We start from the raw sequence: 19,922 nt of genomic DNA, 5'->3' as shown, positions 1-19,922 counted from the left end.
GGGTCACGGCCTTCCATCGCGGCAAGCGCGGAGCCTGCAACGATCGGGATATCGTCGCCCGGGAAGTCGTATTCGGACAGCAGCTCGCGGACTTCCATTTCCACCAGCTCCAGCAGCTCCTCGTCATCGACCTGGTCGACCTTGTTGAGGAAAACGACCATGGCGGGGATACCCACCTGGCGGCCCAGAAGGATGTGCTCACGGGTCTGCGGCATCGGGCCGTCAGCGGCGTTCACCACCAGGATCGCGCCGTCCATCTGGGCGGCACCGGTGATCATGTTCTTCACGTAGTCGGCGTGGCCGGGGCAGTCCACGTGGGCGTAGTGACGGTTGTCGGTCTCGTATTCCACGTGAGCGGTCGAGATCGTGATGCCACGGGCCTTCTCTTCCGGCGCGCCGTCGATCTGGTCATAGGCCTTGAAGTCACCGAAATACTTGGTGATCGCCGCCGTCAGCGTCGTCTTGCCGTGGTCAACGTGACCGATCGTGCCGATGTTACAATGCGGCTTGCCGCGCTCAAACTTTTCCTTTGCCATTGCTCAGGCGCCTCATGCTAGGGGGGGCCGCCCGGCCCCGGTTCATCATCGCGCGCTCGTTACTGAGGCGCGGGGGAAAAATCAAGGGTGAGTTGGGGAAATCCCGTTACTCTGCCGCTTCTTCCGGCAGTTCTACGGGCTGCTCCACTTCCGCGACCTGTGCCTCCAGCGCGGCCTGCGCCTCGGCTGCGGCCTCCTCGTCGATCGAGAACCATTCCGGATGGGTCAGCATCCACAACTGGATGCGCCGCGCCGCGTTGCGCGCAAGGATCTGCATCTGTTCCTCGCGTGACCGGGCAAGGCCCGACCCGATGAGCATCGTTTCCGCCGCCGCACCTTCGAAAATCGTCAGTTGTTCAGGGTCATCATGCAGTTTCGCCTGCAATTCATCATCCCAGACATTGGCGCTGATCACGAGGATCGAGCGCGGCTGAAGCACCACGGGAATCCCCGGAGGTGCAAGCGCATAGGCATCCACATGGATGGCGATGTGATAGAGACGATCCCCTTCGTAGCCGCCAAAGCGGCGGTCGATCTCGGCGGTCAGGATTTCGATCCATTCCTCGCCCGACGCTTCCCGAGATGGCGGGACCTGCTGCATGTTGTCGGCCACGACGATGTTATAGGCGAGCCGGAAATCGCCCATATCGGGCAGGTCTTCCTCCAGCGGGTCGGTCGCGGCGCAGGCCCCGAGAATCAGGACCAGCCCCAAAAGGGCGAAACGGGACAGGGCGCGCATGGGGCTCCTCCTAGATGGCAGCCCGTTCGGGATAGCGCAGCCGGGCATGACGCGCAATCGACCCGGCCAAGCCGCCGGAAAATCGGCAGAAAACCGTGGCCGAGTTGCAAACACGAGGACTCAGGTGAACCTGTTGTCCCTTGGGAAGCCACGCGGGGCCATGCGGCCCGTGCCTGCGCGCTTGCCTTCCCATTCGGTCAGGTCGGTCTCTGTCCGGGTGCGCCCGGCGGGGTCTTTCCAGCTCAGCCCCTCCGCCCGGTTGAAACTGCGCGCATCCGACAGGCCGCCATCCTTGTATTTCTGAAGCCTTACGCCCTTGCCACGGCCCATCTCGGGCAGTTCGGCCAGCGGGAAGACCAGCACCTTGCGGTTTTCGCCAACGCAGGCGACGTAGTCTTCGCCCTCCTGCACACGAGCACAGACCGCCGCCCGCACCGGGGCCTTGACGTTCAGAACCTGCTTGCCAGACCGGGTCTGGGCCACGACATCCTCTTCCGGCACCAGGAACCCATCGCCCGCCGAGGACGCCACCAGCAGTTTCGCGCCGGGCTTGTGGATCAGCAGATCGACGATCTCGACCTCGTTGGGCAGATCGACCATCAGGCGCACGGGTTCGCCCATGCCGCGCCCGCCGGGCAGGTTCGCGGCCCCGATGGTATAAAACCGCCCGTTATTGCCAAAGACCAGCAGCTTGTCGGTCGTTTCCGCATGCATCAGGAAGCGGCCCTCGTCGCCGTCCTTGTATTTGAACTCGCCATCCAGCGCGACATGGCCCTTCATGGCCCGCACCCAGCCCATTTTCGACAGGACAACGGTGATCGGTTCACGCTCGATCATCGCTTCCAGCGGCACATCAGGGGTTTCACCCGCCTCGGCAAAATCCGTGCGACGTTTGCCGAATTCGGTGCCTTTGCCGAACTGCTTGCGCATCTCGCGCAGCTCTTCGCCAATGCGGCCCCATTGCAGATCGTCCCGCGCCAGCAAATCGTCCAGCTCGGCGCGTTCTTCCATCAGTGCGGCCTGCTCTTTCAGCAGCTCCATCTCCTCCAGCCGCCGCAAGCTGCGCAGCCGCATGTTCAGGATGGCCTCGGCCTGCACCTCGGTCAGTTCACCTTCACCGGGCGCGGGGCTGACATAATCGGCCTCGGAGGTCGCCCGCACATGCGCCCTGCCCCATTCCTCGCGCATCAGCGCGGCCTTGGGGTCGTCGTCATAGCGGATGATGTCGATCACCCGGTCGAGGTTGAGGAAGGTGATGATAAAGCCTTCCAACACCTCCAGCCGGTGGTCGATCTTTTCCATCCGGTGGGTCGACCGGCGGATCAGCACCTCGCGCCGGTGATCGAGGAAGGCGCGCAGCACCTCTTTCAGCGAGCAGACCTTGGGCGTGCGCCCGTCGATCAGCACGTTCATGTTGAGGCTGAACCGGGTTTCGAGGTCCGAGCTGCGAAACAGCGTCCCCATCAGAATTTCCGGGTCCACGTTCTTGGAGCGCGGTTCCAGAACGATACGGATATCGTCCGCCGATTCGTCGCGCACATCGGCGAGGATCGGTACCTTCTTGGTCTGGATCAGCTCCGCGATCTTCTCGATCAGCTTCGATTTCTGCACCTGATAGGGGATCTCGGTCACCACGACCTGCCAGGTGCCCCGGCCCAGATCCTCGGTCTCCCACTTGGCGCGCAGACGGAAGGCGCCGCGACCGGTGCGATAGGTCTCGGCCATGCTTTCCTTGGGTTCGACGATGACGCCGCCGGTGGGGAAATCCGGCCCCTGAATGTAGTTCAGCAACGTCTCGTCCCGTGCATCGGGCGTCTTGATCAGATGCAGGCAGGCGGCAATCAGCTCGTCCACATTATGGGGCGGGATATTCGTCGCCATCCCCACGGCAATCCCGCTCGACCCGTTTGCCAGCAGGTTGGGCAGCGCGGCGGGCAGCACCTCGGGTTCCTGCAAGGTGCCATCGTAATTGTCCCGGAAATCAACGGCGTTCTCGTTCAGCCCTTCCAGCAGCACCTCGGCCACGGCGGTCATCCGCGCCTCGGTGTAGCGGCTGGCCGCCGGGTTATCGCCGTCGATATTGCCGAAATTCCCCTGACCATCCACCAGCGGATAACGAATGGTGAAATCCTGCGCCAGACGCGCCATCGCATCGTAAATCGCGGCGTCGCCATGGGGGTGGTAGTTCCCCATCACATCGCCGGAGATCTTCGCGGATTTGCGGAAGCCCCCGTTGGAGGACAGCCTGAGTTCCCGCATCGCATAAAGGATACGCCGATGCACCGGCTTCAACCCATCCCGCGCGTCGGGCAGGGCCCGGTGCATGATGGTGCTCAGCGCATATTGCAGGTAGCGCGAGCCAATGGCGCGGCTCAGCGACTCGGATATTTCGCGGTTGTCGTCTGACATTGTCTGCTCGTTCATTTGGTATCTGTGATACGTCAAACCACGAGGGGTGGTAAAGCAGGATATGACCTGCCGCTTGCGCCGGGCGACCCTTGGCCCTACCCCTGTGCCATCTGGCGCAACAGGATCCGAACATGACCCGCAGCATTCTGATCACCGGCTGTTCTTCTGGCATCGGCTATCATTGCGCCCATGCGCTGCACGCGCGCGGCTGGCAGGTACTGGCGACCTGCCGCAAGCCCGAAGACGCCGAACGCCTGCGCGCCGAGGGGCTGACCTGTGGGGTTCTGGACCTGTCAGACACGGACAGCATCACCGCCGGGCTTTCGTGGGCGCTGGACCAGACCGGCGGCACGCTCGATGCGCTCTTCAACAACGGTGCCTTCGGTCTGCCCGGCGCGGTCGAGGATCTGCCCACCGACGGGCTGCGCGAGATATTCGAGACCAATTTCTTCGGCTGGCACGAGCTGACCCGGCAGGTGATTCCCGTCATGCGGGCGCAAGGGCATGGGCGCATCGTGCAGAACAGCTCGGTCCTCGGTTTCATCACCTACAAGTGGCGTGCGGCCTATGTCTCGACCAAATTCGCGCTTGAGGGACTGACCGACACCCTGCGGCTGGAACTCAAAGGATCGGGCATTCACGTGGTGCTGATCGAACCCGGCCCCGTCACCTCGAAAATCCGCGAAAATGCCCGCAGCCATTTCGAGCGCTGGATCGATTGGCAAAACTCGGCCCTGTCCGATCTCTACCGCGACACGCTTCTCAAACGGCTCTACGAGGACAAGGACAAGCCCGACGCGTTCGAACTGCCCCCGGATGCCGTGGCAAAGAAGCTTATTCACGCCCTTGAGGCTGGCCGACCGCGCCCGCGATACTATGTAACGGTGCCGACCTATTTCATGGGCGCGATGAAACGGCTATTGCCAACGCGAGCACTGGACTGGTTGATCGACAAGGGCTGAGCCCCCGGAAAGGACCGCCATGGTAGATACCCTCACAATCATTGCCCTGATCGTCACGGTCGGGGTCGCCATTATCCTTCTCTTCGGGATTGGCACCTTCACGCGCGGCGGGGAATTCAACCGCAGGAATGCCAACAAGATCATGCGCTGGCGTCTGGCGGCACAGTTCGTGGCGGTGATCCTGATCGCCGCGGTGGTCTATCTACGTGGCAACGGGGGCTGATCCATGGTGGTTCTGAACAAGATTTACACCCGCACCGGCGATGCCGGACAAACCGCGCTTGGCAATGGCGCGCGTGTCGACAAGCACTCAGCCCGTGTCACCGCCTATGGCACGGTGGATGAGCTGAACGCGACGCTCGGGCTGGCGCGGCTGCATACCGAAGGCGCAATGGACGCGCAGCTGGCGATGATCCAGAACGACCTTTTCGATCTGGGCGCGGACCTCTGCCGCCCCGAAATGGAAAAGGACGCCGAGGCCGAGTATCCGCCGCTGCGCATGATCCCCGCACAGGTGGATCGGCTGGAAGCTGAGATTGACGCGATGAACGACCGGCTGGACCCGCTGCGCAGTTTCATCCTGCCCGGCGGTTCGCCTGCCGCCGCCCATCTGCATCTCTGCCGCACCGTCGCCCGCCGGGCCGAACGGCTGGCGGTGGAGCTGTCCACGGTGGAATCGGTAAACCCCGCCGCGGTGAAATACCTCAACCGCCTGTCCGACTGGTTCTTCGTCGCGGCCCGCATCTGCAACGATGAAGGCCGCGCCGATGTGCTGTGGGTGCCGGGCGCAAACCGCTAACCGCGCGGCGCAATGGGCACCCAGACCGCAACCTTGCCCTCGCCTTTCGGGTCGAAATCCGCATCATAAAGCTCGAATTCCGGCCCGTTCAGCAGGTCATACTCCGCCTCCGGCGCCCATTTCGCAAAGATCGCGTCCCATGTCCGCGAGATCGTCGAGATATGCCCCTCATGGGCAAAGACCGCATAGGTGCCGCCCGGAAGGATCAGCCGGTCTAGACCCTCTGCCGTTTCGCCCGCAAAGGCCACTGTATAGGTGAAGTCGCCTGTGTCGCTGAAATCGGAACAGACGCCATAGGTCGGCCCGCCGATCATGGCGTCATGCCATTCCGACACGGTTTCATCCCACAGCGCCGGAATGCGTGTTCGGCTTTCCATGGTGAACCGGCCAGAGCGCCCCACAAGGGTGATGGGGTCAATGGTCCTGATCTCGGGCATCGGCGTCTTGCTGTCATCGGTTTTGGGCATCTCAATTGCCTCCTGCAGGGTAATCCTGTTCAGGTCATCCACGCATCGGATCGAGGACGGGGCCAGCCCGAAACAGGCACGGAACACACGGGAAAAGCCCTCGACACTGTCATAGCCCGCGTCGAAAGCCGCATTGGTCACGCTGTCACCGGCTGATCGTGCCTTGGCCGCCTCGCTCAGCCGCCGCCGGCGCACATATGTGCCAAGCGACAGGCCGGTGCGCAGGGAAAAGGCACGGGTCAGGTGAAAGCGGCTGACCCCGATGGCCTCGGCCAGCGCGGGCAGATCCGGCCCTCGGGACAGGTCCGTTTCCACTTGCCACAGGGTGCGGGCAATCAGATCCGATTGGGTGTGCGTCCGTTTCATGGGCTCAGGATAGAGCGTCGCGACGGCCCGCGCCTGACCGATCTTGCGGCCAACGATTTTCCTTAGTTCGGCCTGTCGCTGACGGGCACCCAGATCTCGAACGCCATGCCGTCCGGTCCGTTGCGGGGGTCTTCCGGGTAACGCTCGAAAATCGCGCCGCGCCGCTGCGTGTAGCGCGACCCCGGCAGCCAGTCGGCGATGATCCAGTCAAAGCACAGCTGCACGTCGTCGAGCGTGCCGAAATCCTGCACCACCGCGTAATCGCCTTCCGGCAGCCGCGCCAGGCTGGTGCCCTTGGGCAGTTCCGACGGAACCGGATCGACCTCGACCGTGACCCCGTACTTGAACGATCCCAGGCCATCCGCCGCGAAAGACACGCCATACATCGCCCCAGGCACATAGTTCGGGATGACAAGCGGCGCCTCGTAGAAGGTGCGCCAAAGGTCGGGCATCTCGTCCAGCGTGGCCATCGAATAATCGCGCACGAACCCGAGCGTATGGGTTTCCGGGAAGGCCTTGATCTGAGGCTCTGACATGGATGGTGTCATTCGCTGTCTCCTGTCGGGGCGGGTTCCCATAATTCGATCGGCGTCCCTTCGGGGTCGCGCAAATGGGCGAAACGGCCGATCCCCTCCATCTCGGACCGATTGTAAACATCAATGCCCGCAGATTCCAGTTGCGTCACCATGGCGTCCAGATCACCGACCCGGAAGTTCAGCATGAAGCGTTGATCGGCGGCGAAATAGTCGGTGTCTTCGTCAAACGGTGCAAACACCGTCACACCGGCGTCACTGACCCAGGGCACCATTTCCATATCGGTCGGGGCGATGTTGATTCCCAGATGGTCGAGATACCATCGTCCCAGTGCCTTCGGGTCCTTGGCGCGGAAGAAGAACCCGCCGATTCCCTGAACTTTTTCCATTGAAACCCCATCCTTCTACTCAATCACTCCGGCGAAAATCGCGCCGCTGATCCGACACATACACACTCAATAAGGAAAAAACGCGGCGTCCAATCGGCCGAACGCGTCGATTTTGACCTGTCATCGCGCGATTCGAAGCGGTAACAACCGCATGATAGCATGACTTTCCCGGGGCTGGCGCCTCGGGGGCCATTACAGGAGAGACGTGGAAATGAAGGTTCTTGTGCCTGTCAAACGCGTGATCGACTACAACGTGAAGGTCCGTGTGAAGGCGGATGGCAGCGGTGTCGATCTTGCGAATGTGAAGATGTCGATGAACCCGTTCGACGAGATTGCCGTTGAAGAGGCGATCCGTCTGAAGGAAGCGGGCAAGGCCGACGAGGTCGTCGCCGTGTCGATCGGCGTCAAGCAAAGCCAGGAAACCCTGCGCACGGCGCTGGCCATGGGCGCGGACCGCGCCATTCTGGTCATTGCCGCCGATGACGTGCACACCGATATCGAGCCGCTGGCGGTTGCCAAGATCCTCGCCAAAGTGGTCGAGGAAGAGCAGCCCGGCGTCGTGCTCTGCGGCAAGCAGGCCATCGACAACGACATGAACGCCACCGGCCAGATGCTGTCGGCGCTTCTGGGCTGGTCGCAGGGCACCTTCGCCTCCGAGGTCGATATCGACGGCGACAGCGCCAAGGTCACCCGCGAGGTCGATGGCGGTTTGCAGACCATCACCGTGAAGATGCCCGCCATCATCACCGTCGATCTGCGCCTCAACGAGCCGCGCTATGCGTCGCTGCCCAACATCATGAAGGCCAAGAAAAAGCCGCTGGATGAGAAGACCGCCGCCGATTACGGCGTCGATGTCAGCCCGCGTCTGGAGATTGTCTCGACGACCGAGCCCGAGGCCCGCAAGGCCGGTGAGATTGTGGGCTCCGTGGACGAGCTTGTTGCGAAACTCAAAGAAGCGGGGGCTGTGTAATGGCTGTTCTTCTCCTTGCTGAAGTGACCGACGGCGACCTGGCGCTGGACGCCACCGCTAAGGCCGTGGCCGCGGCCTCGTCGCTTGGCGACGTGACCGTTCTGGCCGCTGGCGCATCTGCCGCTGCTGCCGGGGACGCCGCCGCCAAGATCGCGGGCGTGTCCAAGGTGCTGGTCGCCGAAGATGCCTCGCTCGGCCACCGTCTGGCGGAACCCACTGCCGCGCTGATCGTGTCGCTGGCTGGCGACTACGAGCATATCGTGGCGCCCGCCACCACCGACGCCAAGAACGTGCTGCCCCGCGTCGCCGCGCTGCTGGATGTGATGGTGATCTCGGATGCCTCCGGTGTTGTGGACGGAAATACGTTCGAACGCCCGATCTATGCCGGGAACGCCGTTCAGACCGTACGCTCGAAAGATGAAAAGAAGGTTATCAGCTTCCGGACATCGACCTTCGACGCGGCAGGCGAGCAGGCCGCAGCGCCGGTGGAAACCATTTCCGCCGCTGACAACCCGGGCCTCAGCGAATGGGTCGAGGACAAGGTTGCCGCCTCCGACCGCCCCGAACTGACCTCGGCCGGCATCGTTGTGTCCGGTGGCCGTGGTGTCGGGTCCGAAGAGGACTTCAAGATCATCGAAGGTCTCGCCGACAAACTGGGCGCCGCCGTGGGTGCCTCCCGCGCCGCGGTCGACTCGGGCTACGCGCCGAACGACTGGCAGGTGGGTCAGACCGGCAAGGTCGTCGCCCCCGATCTCTACGTCGCCATCGGCATCTCGGGCGCGATCCAGCACCTCGCGGGCATGAAGGACTCCAAGATCATCGTCGCGATCAACAAGGACGAAGAGGCCCCGATCTTCCAGGTCGCCGATTACGGCCTGGTCGCAGACCTCTTCACCGCCGTCCCGGAACTGACCGAAAAACTCGGCTGATCCAGACGACACCATGATCCACAAAGGCCCGCCCGACCCGGTGGGCCTTTTTCATGCCATCGCACCTGCCAGCAGCGCAGCCACCCTGTCATGATCCTCCGGCCCCGGCATCAGCCGCGCGGCAGCTTCCTCGCCCCGGCCATAGAACATGCCCCGCGCTGCCGGTGCCCGCGCATCCTGTGGCAGAATGCAGACAGACACGCTGGCCGCCTTTGGCTCCAGCCCCGCCAGCATCGCGGCATCGACGAAGAGCGGATCGTATCCCAACCCTTCCTCGTCCATCGGGTCATCCCCCGGCGCGCGGCGTGACAGCCACAGCAGATGGACCGGCACGCCGATCCTGTCCAGCAGCGTCGTCATCCGCGCCTGCCACGCGGCACGCAATTCCTCCACCACGATCATGAACCGGTCCTCCGACCTTCGTTTCAGCGCGGTCAACATATGCCGCGTGAAGTGGAACTCGGTAAAATCCACCTCCCGGTAGATCGTGCGCATCATGGTCGAGGCCTTGACGAACCGGTCATTTCGCCGGGGATGCACGCTGAAAAACCGGTTCGACAGGTTGGCTGCCCCCGGCACCTGCAACACCACCGCCCCGGCCCGCGCAAGGGCGTTGCGAATGGCGGGGTCATGCAACAACAGGTCGATCCCCGCGTTCATCGCGCCCATATTGACCACCGGCCGCCCAAGCCGCCGCGCCAACAGGTCGGGAAAGGGGTCGGGTGAAAACTTCCCGAAGGTTTCCGATCCGCCGAGGCACAGGACATAGCCCTCCTCCGACTCCGCCTTCGGCCCCCGAAACGTCATCGGCGACCCCTCGTAGCGGCACGGCTGATAATCAAGGGGCCCATGCCCCGCTTTTGCAAAACTCATGGCTTGCTCCACCCATGTTTCGACTCACCCGAACCCAATTTGCGCCGTGGCCGTTTCCAAATGGCTAAACCGAAAACTTGTGGTGATTTTTCGCACAATCCGCCGCGGCGTTTGACCTTGTCTGCCCCCGTCCCCCGCGCCTATTGTGCGGGCGAAACACTGGGCCAGAGGTACGGGACATGGACATTCAGAAGATTGGCATCGTCGGCGCGGGACAGATGGGCAACGGCATTGCCCATGTCTGTGCATTGGCCGGATATGACGTTGTTATGAATGATGTTTCTCAAGACAGCCTCGACAAGGCCATGGCCCTGATCGACCGCAATATCGAACGGCAGGTCAGCCGGGGAAAGGTCAGCGCGGAGGACAAGGCCGCCGCCCTTGGCCGCATCTCGACTACGCTGAAACTGACCGATCTTGGCCCGTCCGACCTGATCATCGAGGCAGCGACCGAACGTGAAACCGTCAAGCAGGCGATTTTCGAGGACCTTCTGCCGCATCTGAAGCCCGACACGATCCTGACGTCCAACACGTCGTCGATCTCGATCACCCGTCTTGCCAGCCGCACCGACCGGCCGGAAAAGTTCATGGGTTTCCACTTCATGAACCCGGTTCCGGTGATGCAACTGGTGGAGCTGATCCGCGGGATCGCCACGGATGAGGAAACCTTCGCCGCCTGCAAGGCCGTGGTGGACAAGCTTGGGAAAACCGCCGCAACGGCAGAGGATTTCCCCGCCTTCATCGTCAACCGCATCCTGATGCCGATGATCAACGAGGCGGTCTATACGCTCTACGAGGGCGTCGGAAACGTAAAGTCCATCGACGAATCGATGAAGCTGGGGGCCAACCACCCGATGGGACCGCTGGAACTGGCGGATTTCATCGGCCTGGACACCTGCCTTGCGATCATGAACGTGCTGCATGACGGGCTGGCCGACACCAAGTACCGCCCCTGCCCGCTGCTGACAAAATATGTCGAGGCCGGCTGGCTTGGCCGCAAGACGCAGCGCGGTTTCTACGATTATCGCGGTGAGGCCCCGGTTCCGACCCGCTAAGGGCGCTCAGAACACCCGGTCAGGATCTGCCTTCAGCCCAAGCGTATGTTCACGCAACTGCGCCATGAACTGGCGCGGATTCTGGATCGGGCCATCCCACTGGTCGGGCGTGATCGCATGGCCGATGATCGGGGCCTGCGGCTTGTCGAAGCTTTTCACCACCTCGTGCAGCAACAGTCCCTGGCGCACGACCGGAGACACCCGGTTGGCGATCTGGTAGGCGCGCGAATTTGTGCCCTGGAAGAAACACGGCACGATGGTCGCGCCCGAGCGGCGGATCATCTTGGCGGTGAACACGTTCCATTCCTGCTCGATCACCGGACCGAAGGCGGTGGCCGATGTGGCGACAACGCCCGAGGGGAACAGCGCGATCAGCCCCCGGTCCTGCAGATGGGCCATCGCCGCTGCGCGCATGCGGATCATTTCCTGCTGCGCGTCGGGCTGGTGCGGGAACGGCACGGGAATCATGTAGCTCGCCGCGCTTTCGTCGATCCCGGTCAGCAGCGAGCGGGTCAGAATGCGGTAATCATCGCGGCGACGGCCAATGAGATCAGCAAGGATCATGCCATCGACCAGCCCATGCGGATGGTTCGCCACGAATACGACCGGCCCCTCAGCGGGAATCCGGTCCAGCTGATGCTCGGGCGTTTGCAGGTCGATGCCCATCACCTTCATCGTCGCGGGCCAGAAGGCCTGCCCCTTGGGCGCGCCCATCCGTTCGAACTGGCGCACCCGGCGCACGATGGTCAGCTTGCCGGTAAACCACTCGATGGCCCGGATCACGGTCGAGCGCAGCGGCGAATCGAAAGACGACGCATAGGTCAGGCTGCGCCGGTCATAGACCGGCTGCTGCTGGCCCTCTGCGGGCCGGGCCTGTTGCCCTGCATCTGGCGTTGTCACGTCGGTCAACGGTTCTCTATCCCCGATTCCACCCCGAGTGTACGGGCTTACATGCCTTCACCGAACTTGTCAGCAACAAGTGCCGCAAGGGCATCCATCAGCTGTTCCGCCTCTGGCCCGCTGGTTTCCACCTCAATAGTGGTTCCCTGGGATGCTGCCAACATCAAAAGCCCCATGATGGAGTCTCCGGCGGCGCTCAGCCCATCCTTGTAGGCGGTGGCACTGGCGTCGAACTGCTCCACCGTTTCCACGAATTTCGCCGAGGCGCGGGCATGCAGCCCCTTGACGTTCACGATGTCCAGCTTGCGCTTGGTCGGGGTGGTCATTCGGGGGCTCCGTCAAAACTGTTGATATATCGGCGTCCGGCCTCGGCGGCGCGGGTTACGGCTTCGTCCACCGGCAGGCTGCGCGATTTCGCCAGCTTCACCAGCATAGGCAGGTTCACCCCGGTCAGGATCTTGCGATTGGACGGGCGGCAGGCGCGCAGCGACAGGTTGGAGGGCGAGCCGCCGAACATATCGGTCACCACCACCACGCCGTCGCCCGTATCCACTGCGTCGGCAGCATCGCAGATCTCGCGCTGGCGGCGGGTGCGGTCATCTTCGGCCCCGATGGAAATGGCCAGCACGCCGGGCTTTCGGCCCACCACATGCTCCATGGCATTCTGCAGCTCGCGGGCCAGACCCCCATGTGCAACGATCACGATGCCGATCAAGTTCTGCTTCCTTGGCGCTTACGGCGCGCGGGTCACGGCCCGGCGTTCAATCTCCCTGTGCCTCTTTGACACCTGCCAGCCCGCCTGCGCAAGATGGGTGGCCAGTTTTTCCGTGACGACAACCGATCTGTGTTGCCCCCCGGTACATCCAAACGCCACGGTCAGATGCGCCTTGCCCTCCTCCTGATAGGCAGGCAACAGCGTTTCCACCAGCTGCGTGACCTGCGCCAGGAACGGCGCGAAGCGGGCATCGTCGGCGATATAGTCCACCACCGCCGCGTCACGGCCATCGAGGCTGCGCAGATCCGCGTCCCAATAGGGGTTGCGCAGGAAGCGGCAGTCAAAGACCAGATCGGCCCCCGTCGGCAGCCCGCGTTTGTAGCTGAAGGACTGCACGGAGAGGGCCAGCTGCTGCCCACCCGGCGCGAACCAGCGCTGCACCTCGGCGCGCAGTTCATGCGGGGTCATGTCAGACGTGTCGATCAGGATGCCCGCGCGGGCGCGCACCGGAGCCAGCAGGTCCTGTTCCAGCTCGATCCCCAGGATGGGCCTGTCCTCGGGCGCCAACGGGTGGCGGCGGCGGGTCTCGGAATAGCGGCGCACCAGCACATCGGTGGCGCAATCGAGATAGACCAGATCGGCCAGAATGCGCGGGTCGGCAGCCAGCCGGTCGACAGCGGCAATCAGCGCCTGCGCGCTGTAGTCCCGGTTGCGCGGGTCGGTGCCAAGCGCCAGGGGCCGGGTCGGCGGGGGGCCGTCCAGCAGGCGCGGCAACAGGCTGAGGGGCAGGTTGTCGATGGCCTCGAACCCCAGGTCCTCCAGTGCCCGGATCGCGGTGGACCGGCCCGCACCCGAGGGGCCGGAGACAAAAACCACCCGTTCGGCCTCTTCCGCTGTTGTCTTGTCTTCGTGGTCCATCCGTGGCTACTCCGCGCGTCCTTGCGTCAGATATTGGCAGATCGCGGCGGCAAGAAAAGGGTGATCCTTGCCCAGGATCAGCGGCACCGTCCCGCCGGGGGCCTCGACGGTTCGGGCCGGCGGCAGGCGGTCGGGATCGGTTCGGGACAGATCGACGACCAGCGTCAGGGGCGCGCTTGGCAGCGCGGTGGCGTTGAGCAACCCGATCCCCCGCGCCTCGATGAGACGGGGCGCACCCTCCGGGCGCGTGACCTCGCCATTCTCCGTCAGCCAGACCCCGTCATCGGCCACCAGCGTGGCGCCAAGCGCCATCAGTTCCAGCGCCAGCCGCGATTTGCCGCTGCCCGAGGGGCCGATGACAAGCAGCCCCCGCCCGTTCAGGCAGATCGCCGTGCCACGGCAAAAGACACGCCCATCCGGCGTGATGCTGCAATAGGCGGTCAGAAGGGATGCGTCGCCCGTGGCCAAGGCCCTAGAGCGGCAGGCCGACCACGAACCGCGCGCCAAGCGGGTCCGAGGTGATGTCTGCCTCTGTCGGGCGGATGTTCTCGGCCCAGATCACGCCGCCATGCGCCTCGACGATCTGCTTGGAAATCGCGAGGCCAAGGCCGGAATGGTCGCCGAACTGCTGAACGGGCCGTTCCGAATAGAAGCGGTTGAACACCTTGGTCAGCGCCTCTTCGGGGATGCCCGGGCCAGTATCCTCAACCACCACAAGCACCCGGTTTTCCCGCTTGCGCGCCCAGACCCGGACGGCATCGCCCGCCTCGCAGAAGGAGATTGCGTTGGTGATCAGGTTGACGAAGACCTGTGCCAGCCGGCCCTCCAGCCCGTGCAGCCTGACCGGTTCTCCGGGCAGGTCCGAGATGAAGGCGATCTCTTGTCCCTGCGCCTCTTCGGCATGGTACTGGGTCAGGTTCGACAGCATGTGGATGAGGTCGAAATCGTCGGCCTCTTCCTTCACCAGCTCTGAATCGAGCCGCGAGGCGTTGGAGATATCCGACACCAGCCGATCCAGCCGCCGCACGTCATGCTCGATGACATCCAGCAATCGGGTGCGCTGTTCATCCGTGCGCGCCAGCCGCATCGTGCCCACGGCAGACCGCAGCGAAGCGAGCGGGTTCTTCACCTCATGCGCCACGTCGGCAGCGAATTGTTCATTCCCATCAATCCGGTCATAGAGCGCCGCAACCATGCCGCGCAGCGCGGCGGACAGGCGGCCGATTTCGTCCGGGCGGCCGGTCAGATCGGGGATGCGCACCCGCGTGGGGCTCATCTTGCGGGCATTCTTGTCGCGGCCCAGTTCGGCGGCGGCGGACAGGTCCGAAAGCGGGTTGGCGATGGTCGAGGCCAGAACCAGCGACAGGCCGATGGAGACCAGGAGCGCCACGAAGAACATTTGCAGGATCTGTTCGCGTTCGGCGCGGACCAGTTGCTCGATCTCACCCGCGGCGGTGGCCAGCGCCACGACGCCGACAACGCCCGATGCGCCCTCGATCGGCGAGGCCGCGAGGAAGATCGCGCCCGCCGTTCCGTTGCCGCCATGCAGAACGGTTTCACCCGATAGCGCATCTGCGACCAGCGCGCGGGCCTGATCCTCGGTCGATACCGTTTCAGCCGGTCTCGAGCCCGAGGAAAGAATTCCGGCGATGCCGTCCCAGACGGTGTTCAGGAAATCGGTGATGACCAGAGATCGGCCCGGATCCTCCCCACCACCGGCCAATGGTGTCGCCGCTTCGGTCGCGGTGTCACCGGTCGACGCCACCAGCGTTTCATTCGGTGCGAAGACATAGACATCGACGCCATCCGACAGGCCGATCCGGCCAAGCACGTCGACCGGGTCGATGCCGTCGCCGGTCAGCAGGTTGGCCGGGGCCGTGCGCGGCAGGCTGGCCTCGAAGATCTCGGCCACAAGCTGCGCTTCGACGGCCAGGGCCTGTTCGCGTTGATAGACCAGACTGTCACGGAACGGGTTCAGAAACAGAACCCCGGCCACAAGTACCACCAGTGCCAGCAGGTTGAACAGGATGATCTTGCGCGCCAGCGGCGAGCGGTTGAGCGACATCAGACCCCGCCGAGCCCGCGCATCGCGCAGCTCGACCTCGACCGCCCCGGCGGGGCGGTCCCAGTCTTCCCCCAGCACGATCTGCGATTCCGCAGGTTCGCGCCTTTGGGTCGGTCCGATGTCGGAGGCCAGTGTCATTTAGTCTTCGTTATACCTGTACCCGATACCATAGAGCGTTTCGATGGCCGAGAAATCGGAATCCACCTCACGCATCTTCTTGCGCAGACGCTTGATATGGCTGTCGATGGTCCGGTCATCCACATAGACCTGTTCGTCATAGGCCACATCCATCAGCTGGTCACGGCTTTTCACGAAGCCGGGGCGCTGTGCCAGCGCCTGTAGCAGCAGGAATTCCGTCACCGTCAGCGACACGTCCTTGCCATGCCAGGTCACCGCGTGACGCAGCGGATCCATGGTCAGCGGACCGCGCACCATCACCTGGCTTTCTTCCGGGGCGCCCCCGGCGTCAGAGGCAATCGCCTCCTGACGGCGCAGGATGGACCGGATGCGTTCGACCAGCAGACGCTGAGAGAACGGCTTGCGCACGTAATCGTCCGCGCCCATGCGCAGGCCCATCAGCTCGTCGATCTCATCATCCTTGGAGGTGAGAAAGATCACCGGCACCGCGCTTTTCTGGCGCAGACGCTGCAACAGATCCATGCCGTCCATGCGCGGCATCTTGATGTCCAGCACGGCCAGTTCCGGCATCCGGCGCGTAAACGCGTCCAGGGCCGACTGCCCGTCATTGTAGGTTTCAACTTCAAATCCTTCCGCTTCCAGAGTCATGGAAACGGAGGTCAGGATATTCCTGTCGTCATCGACGAGTGCGATCCTCGACATGTTACTATGTCCTTATTCTGCCCGATTTGCCTTGTTTTTTTCTTATTCTCCTACATTTCGGGCTTTAGAATCAATCTCTAAGTTGCATCCGGGGGCAACAGGTGTGGCCGATTTCCTACCATCCACCTCTTAAGGCAGCGCTAACGGCCCGAAAAAAGGTGAGTTTGGTTGCGCTAACTGTGCGATTGCGTCCTGTTCCTCGCTGAAAACGCCATGTTATATGGCCCCTGTCGCAGCGGCCTTCCCTACCGGCCGCGACCCCTTCTGTTTCACCCAAGGCGCCGGGCAGAGACGGCGCAGGAGCTTGCATAATGACAACAGGACGCGTGAACCCGGCCCAGACACTGGACGCTCAAGGCATTTCCGGCCTCGGTTCGGTTCACTATAACCTGCTCGAACCCGCCCTGATCGAAGCGGCCCTTCGCAAGAATGAAGGCACTCTCGGGCAGGGTGGCGCTTTCCTGGTGACCACCGGAAAATTCACTGGCCGCTCGCCCAAGGACAAACATGTCGTGCGTTCCGCCGCGACCGAAGACACGATCTGGTGGGAAAACAACGCGGCGATGGCGCCCGACGCCTTTGACCGGCTGCATGCCGACATGCTGGCCCATATGAAGGGCGGCGAGTATTTCGTGCAGGACCTGTTCGGCGGCGCCGATACCGAGCATCGCCTGGATGTGCGCGTGGTGACGGAACTGGCCTGGCATGGCCTGTTCATCCGCCACCTGCTGCGCCGCCCCGCCGCGGAAGAACTCGACAGCTTCGTGCCCGAGTTCACCATCATCAACTGCCCCAGCTTCTTCGCCGATCCCGAGCGCCACGGCTGCCGCAGTGAAACCGTGATCGCGCTCAACTTCGAAAAGAAGCTGATCCTGATCGGCGGCACCGAATACGCGGGCGAGAACAAGAAGTCGGTCTTCACCCTGCTCAACTACATCCTGCCCGGCAAGAACGTGATGGCGATGCATTGCTCGGCCAACCACGCGGTGGACAATCCCGACGACGCGGCCGTTTTCTTCGGACTGTCGGGCACCGGCAAAACGACGCTGTCTGCCGACCCCGCGCGCGTGCTGATCGGCGATGACGAACATGGCTGGTCCGACAAGGGCATCTTCAACTTCGAAGGCGGCTGCTACGCAAAGACGATCAACCTGCGCGAAGAGGCAGAGCCGGAGATCTACGCCACGACCTCCAAGTTCGGCACGGTGATCGAGAACATGGTGTTCGACCCCGAAACCCGCGCGCTCGACTTCGACGATGACAGCCTGACCGCCAACATGCGCTGCGCCTACCCGCTGGATTATATCTCCAACGCATCGGACAGCGGCCTTGGTGGCCACCCGAAGAACATCATCATGCTGACCTGCGACGCCTTCGGGGTGCTGCCCCCGATTGCCCGACTGACACCAGCGCAGGCCATGTATCACTTCCTGTCCGGCTTCACCTCCAAGGTCGCAGGGACCGAGCGCGGTGTGACCGAGCCCGAGCCCACTTTCTCGACCTGTTTCGGCGCCCCCTTCATGCCGCGCCGCCCCGAGGTCTACGGCAACATGCTGCGCGACAAGATCGCCCAGCACGGCGCCACCTGCTGGCTGGTCAACACCGGCTGGACCGGCGGCGCCTACGGCACCGGCAGCCGGATGCCGATCCGCGCCACCCGTGCGCTTCTGACCGCCGCTCTGGACGGGTCTCTGAACGACGCCGAGTTCCGCAAGGACACGAATTTCGGCTTCGACGTGCCCGTCTCCTGCCCCGGCGTGGCCGAGGTGTTGCTGGACCCCCGCCGCACCTGGGACAACCCCGAGGCCTATGACGCACAGGCGCAGAAGCTGGTGAACATGTTTGCCGAGAACTTCGCCCAATACGTGCCCTTCATCGACGATGACGTGAAGGCGGCAGCGATCAGCTGATCACCAGGCGCAGCCAAGGCCCTTCGAAGGGCCTTGGTAAAAGGGCCTTCAAAGGCCCTTCCACGCGGTTTCGAAACCGCGTTTCCCAAGCCGCTTCGAAGCGGCTTGCACGCACTCAATCCAGCGGTGCGTGCAACCTCGTCCCCGACACGATGATCCCGCCGCGATTGCCGATTTCGATTGTGCCATACCGTTCGGCAAAGCAGTCCGGCAATTCCCTGTCCCCCGGCAAGGACAGCCACAGCCGAAGCAGATGCCGCCGCTTCTCAGGCTCCGGCCAGTCCGTGAAGCCGGTCCGGTCGTGCAGCTGCGCGTGGTTGTAGACAAACTGCATGTCCCCCGGCTCCAGCCGCATCCGGAAATGCAGATCCGGGTCATTGGCCAATGCGTCGAACAGATCCAGCGCCTCGACATGCGCGGGTGTCAACCGCATCGCCCCCTCGAACCGCTGCGCGCTGTCGATGTATTGCCGTTGGTAAAACACCGTCAGCCTGCCGTCATGCCAGCTCAAAGGCGGGATCTCCATCCACGGCTTCATGCCCTCGGGCACTTCGCCCCGCCGGTCCGTCGCAATCGGGTCGAAGAGCAGCGCCAGCAGATCGGGCCGCTCCGCCCGCATCCGGTTGTAGATCGTCTCGGCGCTGACCAGCAGGCTGTCGCCGCCCTCTTTTGCGTTGCGCAGGCAGATCAGCCCCACCACATCGGCACTGTCCGTGTGAAAAGTCTGCCGCGCTGCCGTCTGGTAGATCCGCGTATTGGGGTCATTCGGGTCCGCCCCCATGTTGCGCACATGCCCCAACACATGCCCCGCCGCGTTTTGCGACCGGGCCGACCCGATATGGGCCCCGATTCCACAAAAGATCGTCGCCGCCATCCGTGTATCATAGCGCTCCATCGGCAGGCCCCGGATCACCTCGACCCCGCTGCCGCTGCGCATCTTCTCCTGCAGCTCCGCCACATGGCCAGCGAAGTGCCGCAGCGGAAAGGCCTCCGCCGTGATCTGCCCCAGATCGGCCCCGGTCGCCAGGAAGGCCTGTGCCGCCCGCTCCAGATCGGCAACGTCTTCAGGCGTCAGCGTCACCAGCCAGCGATCGGGATGCGCGGCCATTTCCGCCCCCATCCAGGCCCCCGGCCCTTCGATCCGTTCCGGCAGATCCGTCAGGTCAATCGGCATGCCATTATCCTCCCCGGCGGGAATTCACACGAAAACAGCCCGCCGCACAAGGTTGAGTCCGGCAATCAGCAACACCACCAGCGTGGCCCGCAGGAATTGCGCCTTGTTCATCCGGTCCTGGAGTCTGAACCCCAGCCACATCCCCGCGAACGCGGGCAGCAGCATCAGCACCGTCAGCGGGATCGTGTCCGCATTCAGCACGCCGGATCGCAGATGCGCCCCGAACAGCAGAACGTTGCCGAGGAAATACATCATCCCCTGCACCCGCACCTGCTCGGCCTTTTCCGCGTCGCGCGACATCAGATAGGCCACCGTCGGCGGTCCGAAAACCGCGGCGAAGCCCCCCAGAACCCCGGCAAGCCCGCCGAACAGC

Annotated in this window: 23 protein-coding genes; 7 read left to right on the top strand and 16 right to left on the bottom strand. The window is 63.5% G+C overall.

All coding sequences use genetic code 11. The features are described from left to right. From RBB16_RS18420 to RBB16_RS18410, 3 genes are all read right to left on the bottom strand, one after another. A partial coding sequence (locus RBB16_RS18420) for a GTP-binding protein (protein ID WP_306047529.1) occupies positions 1–536 on the bottom strand: 536 nt, incomplete at its 3' end. 106 nt (positions 537–642) lie between these two features. Beyond that, positions 643–1,275: a hypothetical protein gene (locus tag RBB16_RS18415; RefSeq protein WP_306047528.1), complete on the bottom strand. Its 633-nt coding sequence runs from the start codon at positions 1,273–1,275 to the stop codon at positions 643–645. A 120-nt stretch (positions 1,276–1,395) separates the two neighbouring features. Further along, on the bottom strand, positions 1,396–3,684 hold the full coding sequence (locus RBB16_RS18410) for a DNA topoisomerase IV subunit A (RefSeq protein ID WP_306047526.1): 2,289 nt from the start codon (positions 3,682–3,684) through the stop codon (positions 1,396–1,398). Positions 3,685–3,815: 131 nt separating this feature from the next. Here RBB16_RS18410 and RBB16_RS18405 point away from each other — a divergent pair, with 131 nt between their 5' ends. The 3 genes from RBB16_RS18405 to RBB16_RS18395 are packed head-to-tail and all read left to right on the top strand — an operon-like array spanning position 3,816 to position 5,445. Beyond that, positions 3,816–4,646: an SDR family oxidoreductase gene (locus RBB16_RS18405; RefSeq protein WP_306047525.1), complete on the top strand. Its 831-nt coding sequence runs from the start codon at positions 3,816–3,818 to the stop codon at positions 4,644–4,646. A gap of 19 nt (positions 4,647–4,665) precedes the next feature. Next, positions 4,666–4,869: a twin transmembrane helix small protein gene (locus RBB16_RS18400; protein WP_071691892.1), complete on the top strand. Its 204-nt coding sequence runs from the start codon at positions 4,666–4,668 to the stop codon at positions 4,867–4,869. A 3-nt stretch (positions 4,870–4,872) separates the two neighbouring features. Continuing rightward, positions 4,873–5,445 carry a cob(I)yrinic acid a,c-diamide adenosyltransferase gene (locus RBB16_RS18395; protein ID WP_306047524.1) on the top strand — a complete coding sequence of 191 codons (573 nt, stop codon included), beginning with the start codon at positions 4,873–4,875 and terminating at the stop codon, positions 5,443–5,445. Here the strand turns inward: RBB16_RS18395 and RBB16_RS18390 are convergent. The 3 genes from RBB16_RS18390 to RBB16_RS18380 form a co-directional block, all read right to left on the bottom strand. Beyond that, the gene (locus RBB16_RS18390) at positions 5,442–6,278 is read right to left on the bottom strand and encodes an AraC family transcriptional regulator (protein ID WP_306047523.1); all 837 of its coding nucleotides are present in this window, start codon (positions 6,276–6,278) and stop codon (positions 5,442–5,444) included. The genes RBB16_RS18395 and RBB16_RS18390 overlap by 4 nt on opposite strands. Positions 6,279–6,340: 62 nt before the next feature. Then, the gene (locus tag RBB16_RS18385; RefSeq protein ID WP_158514370.1) at positions 6,341–6,826 is read right to left on the bottom strand and encodes a GyrI-like domain-containing protein; all 486 of its coding nucleotides are present in this window, start codon (positions 6,824–6,826) and stop codon (positions 6,341–6,343) included. Continuing rightward, the gene (locus tag RBB16_RS18380; RefSeq protein WP_071691896.1) at positions 6,823–7,200 is read right to left on the bottom strand and encodes a VOC family protein; all 378 of its coding nucleotides are present in this window, start codon (positions 7,198–7,200) and stop codon (positions 6,823–6,825) included. The genes RBB16_RS18385 and RBB16_RS18380 overlap by 4 nt, the downstream gene beginning before the upstream one ends. A gap of 211 nt (positions 7,201–7,411) precedes the next feature. Between RBB16_RS18380 and RBB16_RS18375 the strand changes: the two genes are divergently transcribed. Together RBB16_RS18375 and RBB16_RS18370 are read left to right on the top strand one after the other, a co-directional pair. Continuing rightward, positions 7,412–8,170 (top strand): electron transfer flavoprotein subunit beta/FixA family protein, encoded by a 759-nt coding sequence (locus tag RBB16_RS18375; RefSeq protein ID WP_306047522.1) that lies wholly within the window; start codon positions 7,412–7,414, stop codon positions 8,168–8,170. Then, positions 8,170–9,099 carry an electron transfer flavoprotein subunit alpha/FixB family protein gene (locus tag RBB16_RS18370; RefSeq protein WP_306047521.1) on the top strand — a complete coding sequence of 310 codons (930 nt, stop codon included), beginning with the start codon at positions 8,170–8,172 and terminating at the stop codon, positions 9,097–9,099. The genes RBB16_RS18375 and RBB16_RS18370 overlap by 1 nt, the downstream gene beginning before the upstream one ends. Positions 9,100–9,150: 51 nt before the next feature. Here the strand turns inward: RBB16_RS18370 and RBB16_RS18365 are convergent, their stop codons facing one another. Continuing rightward, positions 9,151–9,972 (bottom strand): DUF6473 family protein, encoded by an 822-nt coding sequence (locus RBB16_RS18365; protein WP_306047520.1) that lies wholly within the window; start codon positions 9,970–9,972, stop codon positions 9,151–9,153. Between the two features lie 179 nt (positions 9,973–10,151). Here RBB16_RS18365 and RBB16_RS18360 point away from each other — a divergent pair, with 179 nt between their 5' ends. Continuing rightward, on the top strand, positions 10,152–11,027 hold the full coding sequence (locus RBB16_RS18360; RefSeq protein WP_306047519.1) for a 3-hydroxybutyryl-CoA dehydrogenase: 876 nt from the start codon (positions 10,152–10,154) through the stop codon (positions 11,025–11,027). Positions 11,028–11,033: 6 nt separating this feature from the next. On the opposite strand, the gene RBB16_RS18355 is transcribed toward RBB16_RS18360, so the two are convergent. From RBB16_RS18355 to RBB16_RS18325, 7 genes are read right to left on the bottom strand one after another with little or no spacing between them, the layout of a single operon-like run. Then, positions 11,034–11,927, bottom strand: coding sequence for a lysophospholipid acyltransferase family protein (locus tag RBB16_RS18355; RefSeq protein WP_306047530.1), 894 nt, complete (start codon positions 11,925–11,927; stop codon positions 11,034–11,036). A 47-nt stretch (positions 11,928–11,974) separates the two neighbouring features. After that, on the bottom strand, positions 11,975–12,253 hold the full coding sequence (locus tag RBB16_RS18350; protein ID WP_071691901.1) for an HPr family phosphocarrier protein: 279 nt from the start codon (positions 12,251–12,253) through the stop codon (positions 11,975–11,977). Continuing rightward, on the bottom strand, positions 12,250–12,642 hold the full coding sequence (locus RBB16_RS18345) for a PTS sugar transporter subunit IIA (RefSeq protein ID WP_071691902.1): 393 nt from the start codon (positions 12,640–12,642) through the stop codon (positions 12,250–12,252). The genes RBB16_RS18350 and RBB16_RS18345 overlap by 4 nt, the downstream gene beginning before the upstream one ends. An 18-nt stretch (positions 12,643–12,660) precedes the next feature. Continuing rightward, a complete protein-coding gene (rapZ, locus tag RBB16_RS18340) occupies positions 12,661–13,560 on the bottom strand; it encodes an RNase adapter RapZ (RefSeq protein WP_306047518.1) in 900 nt (299 codons plus the stop codon). A 6-nt stretch (positions 13,561–13,566) separates the two neighbouring features. After that, entirely contained in the window at positions 13,567–14,028 is a 462-nt protein-coding gene (locus RBB16_RS18335; protein ID WP_306047517.1) for a serine kinase, read from the bottom strand. Positions 14,029–14,032: 4 nt separating this feature from the next. Continuing rightward, positions 14,033–15,763 (bottom strand): sensor histidine kinase, encoded by a 1,731-nt coding sequence (locus RBB16_RS18330; RefSeq protein ID WP_306047516.1) that lies wholly within the window; start codon positions 15,761–15,763, stop codon positions 14,033–14,035. Further along, complete coding sequence (locus tag RBB16_RS18325; protein WP_071691905.1) at positions 15,764–16,465, bottom strand: response regulator transcription factor; 702 nt, start codon at positions 16,463–16,465, stop codon at positions 15,764–15,766. 311 nt (positions 16,466–16,776) lie between these two features. On the opposite strand from RBB16_RS18325, the gene RBB16_RS18320 reads away from it, so the two are divergent. After that, positions 16,777–18,375 (top strand): phosphoenolpyruvate carboxykinase, encoded by a 1,599-nt coding sequence (locus tag RBB16_RS18320; protein ID WP_306047515.1) that lies wholly within the window; start codon positions 16,777–16,779, stop codon positions 18,373–18,375. Positions 18,376–18,490: 115 nt separating this feature from the next. Here RBB16_RS18320 and RBB16_RS18315 read toward each other — a convergent pair whose 3' ends face one another. Beyond that, positions 18,491–19,549, bottom strand: coding sequence for a TauD/TfdA family dioxygenase (locus tag RBB16_RS18315; RefSeq protein ID WP_306047514.1), 1,059 nt, complete (start codon positions 19,547–19,549; stop codon positions 18,491–18,493). A 24-nt stretch (positions 19,550–19,573) separates the two neighbouring features. After that, on the bottom strand, positions 19,574–19,922 hold a 349-nt coding region (locus tag RBB16_RS18310; protein WP_306047513.1), incomplete at its 5' end, for a TSUP family transporter.

This window comes from Nioella sp. MMSF_3534, assembly GCF_030732985.1.
Classification (GTDB): domain Bacteria; phylum Pseudomonadota; class Alphaproteobacteria; order Rhodobacterales; family Rhodobacteraceae; genus Nioella.
The sequence above is the reverse complement of the archived record's forward strand: the minus strand, read 5'-3'. Positions and strand labels throughout refer to the sequence as shown.

Coding starts and splice junctions, on each gene's coding strand:
- RBB16_RS18315 (WP_306047514.1), bottom strand. CDS start 19,549: ATGCCGATTGACCTGACGGATCTGCCGGAACGGATCGAAGGGCCGGGG.
- RBB16_RS18390 (WP_306047523.1), bottom strand. CDS start 6,278: ATGAAACGGACGCACACCCAATCGGATCTGATTGCCCGCACCCTGTGG.
- RBB16_RS18330 (WP_306047516.1), bottom strand. CDS start 15,763: ATGACACTGGCCTCCGACATCGGACCGACCCAAAGGCGCGAACCTGCG.
- RBB16_RS18395 (WP_306047524.1), top strand. CDS start 4,873: ATGGTGGTTCTGAACAAGATTTACACCCGCACCGGCGATGCCGGACAA.
- RBB16_RS18385 (WP_158514370.1), bottom strand. CDS start 6,826: ATGACACCATCCATGTCAGAGCCTCAGATCAAGGCCTTCCCGGAAACC.
- rapZ (WP_306047518.1), bottom strand. CDS start 13,560: ATGGACCACGAAGACAAGACAACAGCGGAAGAGGCCGAACGGGTGGTT.
- RBB16_RS18350 (WP_071691901.1), bottom strand. CDS start 12,253: ATGACCACCCCGACCAAGCGCAAGCTGGACATCGTGAACGTCAAGGGG.
- RBB16_RS18410 (WP_306047526.1), bottom strand. CDS start 3,684: ATGTCAGACGACAACCGCGAAATATCCGAGTCGCTGAGCCGCGCCATT.
- RBB16_RS18415 (WP_306047528.1), bottom strand. CDS start 1,275: ATGCGCGCCCTGTCCCGTTTCGCCCTTTTGGGGCTGGTCCTGATTCTC.
- RBB16_RS18400 (WP_071691892.1), top strand. CDS start 4,666: ATGGTAGATACCCTCACAATCATTGCCCTGATCGTCACGGTCGGGGTC.
- RBB16_RS18325 (WP_071691905.1), bottom strand. CDS start 16,465: ATGTCGAGGATCGCACTCGTCGATGACGACAGGAATATCCTGACCTCC.
- RBB16_RS18365 (WP_306047520.1), bottom strand. CDS start 9,972: ATGAGTTTTGCAAAAGCGGGGCATGGGCCCCTTGATTATCAGCCGTGC.
- RBB16_RS18405 (WP_306047525.1), top strand. CDS start 3,816: ATGACCCGCAGCATTCTGATCACCGGCTGTTCTTCTGGCATCGGCTAT.
- RBB16_RS18370 (WP_306047521.1), top strand. CDS start 8,170: ATGGCTGTTCTTCTCCTTGCTGAAGTGACCGACGGCGACCTGGCGCTG.
- RBB16_RS18320 (WP_306047515.1), top strand. CDS start 16,777: ATGACAACAGGACGCGTGAACCCGGCCCAGACACTGGACGCTCAAGGC.
- RBB16_RS18360 (WP_306047519.1), top strand. CDS start 10,152: ATGGACATTCAGAAGATTGGCATCGTCGGCGCGGGACAGATGGGCAAC.
- RBB16_RS18375 (WP_306047522.1), top strand. CDS start 7,412: ATGAAGGTTCTTGTGCCTGTCAAACGCGTGATCGACTACAACGTGAAG.
- RBB16_RS18380 (WP_071691896.1), bottom strand. CDS start 7,200: ATGGAAAAAGTTCAGGGAATCGGCGGGTTCTTCTTCCGCGCCAAGGAC.